The 4,483-nt window shown below is 36.7% G+C and carries 5 protein-coding genes, 1 pseudogene and 1 other annotated feature; of the genes and pseudogenes, 5 read left to right on the top strand and 1 reads right to left on the bottom strand.

The features are described from left to right. Positions 1 to 4: 4 nt before the first annotated feature. Positions 5 to 251 (top strand) — a binding site (T-box leader). A 245-nt stretch (positions 252 to 496) separates the two neighbouring features. The 5 genes and pseudogenes from HMPREF0518_RS05240 to HMPREF0518_RS05220 form a co-directional block, all read left to right on the top strand. Further along, positions 497 to 1,237, top strand: a complete 741-nt coding sequence (locus HMPREF0518_RS05240; protein ID WP_003626843.1) for an amino acid ABC transporter ATP-binding protein — start codon at positions 497 to 499, stop codon at positions 1,235 to 1,237. 11 nt (positions 1,238 to 1,248) lie between these two features. Continuing rightward, positions 1,249 to 2,067, top strand: coding sequence for a transporter substrate-binding domain-containing protein (locus HMPREF0518_RS05235; RefSeq protein WP_003626841.1), 819 nt, complete (start codon positions 1,249 to 1,251; stop codon positions 2,065 to 2,067). Continuing rightward, positions 2,067 to 2,708 carry an amino acid ABC transporter permease gene (locus tag HMPREF0518_RS05230; RefSeq protein ID WP_003626839.1) on the top strand — a complete coding sequence of 214 codons (642 nt, stop codon included), beginning with the start codon at positions 2,067 to 2,069 and terminating at the stop codon, positions 2,706 to 2,708. The genes HMPREF0518_RS05235 and HMPREF0518_RS05230 overlap by 1 nt, the downstream gene beginning before the upstream one ends. A 14-nt stretch (positions 2,709 to 2,722) precedes the next feature. Next, complete coding sequence (locus HMPREF0518_RS05225) at positions 2,723 to 3,376, top strand: amino acid ABC transporter permease (protein WP_003626838.1); 654 nt, start codon at positions 2,723 to 2,725, stop codon at positions 3,374 to 3,376. A gap of 74 nt (positions 3,377 to 3,450) precedes the next feature. Continuing rightward, a pseudogene (locus HMPREF0518_RS05220) lies at positions 3,451 to 3,822 on the top strand (hypothetical protein); the annotation flags it as partial. A gap of 76 nt (positions 3,823 to 3,898) precedes the next feature. Here the strand turns inward: HMPREF0518_RS05220 and HMPREF0518_RS05215 are convergent. After that, the coding region (locus HMPREF0518_RS05215) for an ISL3 family transposase (protein WP_003626834.1) at positions 3,899 to 4,483 on the bottom strand (585 nt) is incomplete at its 5' end.

Raw genomic sequence — 4,483 nt, 5'->3', positions numbered from 1 at the left:
AAATTAAAAGGCTATGAAAAAGACGAGTAAATAATCTATTCTTTATAGTGAGCTGATGGCAGTGCAAAATCAATAGACCCTGGATTATTGAAAAACACTTTTAGCAGCTCACCGAAATAACAATTCTTAAAGTAGGTTGAGACGTCTCCGGCACGTTACCACACCAGTGGGGCATGATTGTGCTCCATAAAGAGGTCTATATAATTAGACAATGTGGGTGGTACCGCGGAAAGAAGCCTTTCGTCCCTGCAATAGGAAGACGAAGGGCTTTTTCTGTATCTTCTAAAAGAAATTCATAATCTATACAAAATTCGTAAAAATAGCTAAGTTGGCTTAATTTGTTAAATGAAATTAGACTCTTTTTTGAAAAGCCGAATAAATATTATTAATTGGATTATGAACGATCGTTTTAGCTGGTGCAGGTATTTAGTTTTAACCATAAAAAAGGTAAAATAGTATTATTACATAACATAAAACGAAAGAAAGGGTAGAAACTATGGCAGCAATTATTGAATTTAAACATGTTGATAAATATTACGGAAAGCTTCATGCATTGAAAGATATAAACTTAAAAATTGATGAAGGCCAAGTGGTTTCAATTATTGGTCCATCAGGTTCTGGTAAGAGTACTTTAATTAGAACAATAAATGGACTTGAACCAATTAACAGCGGTCAATTGATTGTAACAGGTTATGACCTAGCTGATAAAAAGACTGATATCAACAAGATTCGCAAAAACGTAGGAATGGTATTCCAGCACTTCAATTTGTACAATAATCACACTGTACTTGAAAATGTAATGTTGGCACCTAAGATTGTACTTAAAAGACCTGACGATGAAAATCGTAAAGTAGCGATGGAATATTTGGAAAAAGTTGGGATGGCTGACAAGATTAATTCATACCCACGTCAATTATCAGGTGGTCAAAAGCAGCGTGTAGCTATTGCTCGATCACTTGCAATGCATCCTAAGGTAATTTTATTTGACGAACCAACTAGTGCCTTGGACCCAGAAATGATCGAAGATGTGCTTGACGTTATGAAGTATGTTGCAGAGCAAGGTATTACAATGGTTGTGATTACTCACGAAATGGGCTTTGCTAAAAAGGTAAGCAATCGTTTGATCTTCTTTGATAAGGGTCAAATTTTGGAAGATCGCAATCCAAAAGAATTCTTTGCACATCCTGGTACTGAACGTGCTCGTCAATTCTTGAGCAAGGTTATTTCTAAATACTAAGGTAACTATATATGAAAAAAGCAAAAAGATTCCTTTTAATTCCGCTATTGTTTTTTCTGTGTTTTGCATTAACAGCTTGCGGGAAAAGAAATAATCAAAATGTTTATCAAAAAGTAAAAGAGAGTAAGCACATAATTTGGGGCGTTAGAGCCGATACCAGATTATTTGGCTTAACTAATGTTAAAACTGGTAAAATCGAAGGTTTTGAAATCGATTTAGCTCATGCTTTAACTAAGCAAATGCTAGGTAAAGATGCTACGGCTAGTTTTGTGACGACAACAGCCAATACTAGAATTCCTTTGCTTAAGAATGGAAATATTGATGCGGTCTTAGCTACGATGACCATTACGCCAGAGCGTGCGAAACAAGTTGATTTTTCTAAGCCATACTTCCCAGCTGGTTCATCTTTGCTTGTTCCAGATAACAGCAAGATTAAGAACGTTAAGGATTTGAATGGTGAAACAGTTTTGGCTGTAAAGGGAACGACTGCCGTTAACGATGTGCACAAGTTTGAACCTAAGGCACGAGTTCTTCAATATGATGATTATGGTCAAGCAATGTCAGCTTTAAAGGCAAATCAAGGTGTAGCTTTGACTACGGATAATGGTTTGCTTGCCGGTATTGCACAAGAAAATCCAGGTTATAAATTAGTAGGTGGCGTTTATAATAATGCACCTTATGGTATAGCTGTGAATAAGGGACAAAAAGATATGGTTGATCATATTAATAAAGCCCTAGATCAGCTTAAAAAGAATGGTACGTATGACCGTTTAATTAAGAAATGGTTTGCAGGAATTCCTGGTTTTAGTCTTAAGGGGGTACTGAAATAATGTGGCAAATTATTACTAATAACTGGGGAAGTTTTTTAACAGGTTTTTGGAATACTATTTTATGTAGTATTATTGCCTTAATATTCAGTTTGATTCTTGGTGTGTTCTTCGCTTTGCTTGAAGTTGCACCAACTAAGTTTGGCAAGATAGTTGCTAAGGTTTATATTGCGATTTTTAGAAATATTCCGTTGCTAGTTATCGTAATGATCTTCTATTTGATTGTGCCACGCTATATTGTTAAGTTGTCAGGCTTTCAAGCAGGTACGATTGGCTTGACGCTTTACACTTCCGCATTTATCGCTGAAACAGTGCGTGCAGGTATCAGTTCAATTAGTACAGGACAAATGGAAGGTGCCCGTTCTAACGGGATGACTTATACGCAAGCAATGCGCTATGTCATTTTGCCACAAGCAATGAAGATCGTGATTCCACCACTTGGCAATCAGTTCGTAAACTTAGTTAAAAACTCTTCAGTTTTGGCCTTTGTAGCTGGTTTTGACTTAATGTATCAGGCACAATTGATTGCCTTTTCAACATTTAGAACAATCGATACTTATGTGGTTGTAGGTCTGTTTTACTTGATTTTGACATTGCCACTTAGCTACTACATGCGTCACTTAGAGAAAAAGTTAGCACAATAGAAAGGGGATAGAAAATGGAAACTTTTATTCATGCATATTCATGGGTTGATATCCGCTTCTTGTTGCAGGGACTTTGGGTAACGATCTATGTTTCATTGATTTCAATTGCACTTAGTTTTGTAGTTGGTCTGATTTTGGGGCTGATTCGTTATACGAAGATCAAATATGTTTCAGCAATCGTGGGCTTCATTATCGATATTATTCGTAACTTGCCACTTTTGCTGATCATCTTCTTTACTTACTTCGGATTGCCTCAACTAGGCATTGTAACGAATCCAACCACGGCTTCAATTGCGGCATTGGTAATCTTTGAAGGGGCAATGCTTGCGGAAATCGTTCGTTCAGGTATTGGCTCAGTTGATCCAGGACAAATGGAAGGCGCCCGTTCTAATGGGATGAGTTATGGTCAAGCAATGTATCATGTGGTAATGCCACAAGCTTTGAACCACATGATTCCAGCTCTTCTTGCCCAGTTCGTATCATTGGTTAAGGATACGTCACTTGCAACAATTATTGTTTTGCCAGAACTTTTATACAATGCACAAATTATCTACAGTCAAAATACGACTTACTTGATTCCAATGTATGTCATTATTGCGATCATGTACTTTGTTGTATGTTTCTGCTTATCAACAATTGCCAATTACTTGCAAAAGAAATACAACTAAAACTTTATTCATATATTAAAAACTAACTATGCTACTATGAGAGTAGAAGTTAGTTTTTTGTTTGGGTAAAAATTATGAATGTGAATGAACAATTAACAGGTCTGGAGCGAATTGAATTAACTAAAAAATCGTATGATGAATTACAATTGGGCGAAAGCATTGATATTGGCTCTCATCATATTGGAACTGTATGTCGCAATGTTCATGCAGAAGATGGCATGCATGCGTTTGTCATTAGCAACCCGCATGAAGTGACAATTTTATTTAAGGGCTCGTATGGCATAAAAAGAGGAAATCCGCAGACTTGGAGAGATGAATGGTTTAAAACTAATCTGCCAATTTTGCGGGCGATGCTATCACATGAAAGACGAGTCCCTAGCCGGTTAAAATCTGCCAGTAAATTATTAAATGAAACGATTAATCAGTTTAAGGGTACACAGATTTATTGATTAATTGCCGGAGAAAACACGGGATTTTAAGGCTCTTTGTCAAATCCTGTTGATAGAGAGTAAATGAATAGAATCAAGCGGCCATTAAAAGGCTGTTTGGTTCTTTTTCTTTAAACAAGTTTTCCTCTAAACGAATTCTGGTTAAAAGATTGATAAAGTTAGAATAGCCGAAGGCTGTTCGCTCAATTTGTTTGATTTTGCGATTGAAGCCTTCAAGGCAGCCATTGGAGTAAGTCAAAGCTGCTCCGTTGAGTACCGCTTTTAGATTATGTTTGAAGGTTAGCAGCGTTTTATGCATTAAAGCTTCAATGGAATCTTTGCTGGCAATTAATGATTCAATTTTCTGAGTATCGCCGTCTTCAATCGCCTTAATAAAGCTCTGCATCAGATTATATGAGTTTTCTAATGTAGTGTTGGCACCGATACCCTCCATCACTACTTGCACTTGAGTTAGGCAATCTTTATAATGCCAATTATAGCGAGGATGAATCTTTTCGAGTTCATCATACTTTTTTAAATATAGTTTCCAGGGAGATTTGAGCAGCTGATACTCTCTGGATTTCTTGTCAAAGGTCTTCATGGTTCGAACTCTTAATGAATTGAATGATCGAGTGAGCATCTGAATCATGTGGAAGCGATCAATGACAATCTGTGCATT

The organism is Lactobacillus helveticus DSM 20075 = CGMCC 1.1877 (genome assembly GCF_000160855.1).
GTDB classification, from domain to species: domain Bacteria; phylum Bacillota; class Bacilli; order Lactobacillales; family Lactobacillaceae; genus Lactobacillus; species Lactobacillus helveticus.
This window is presented reverse-complemented; position numbering and strand designations above follow the sequence as displayed.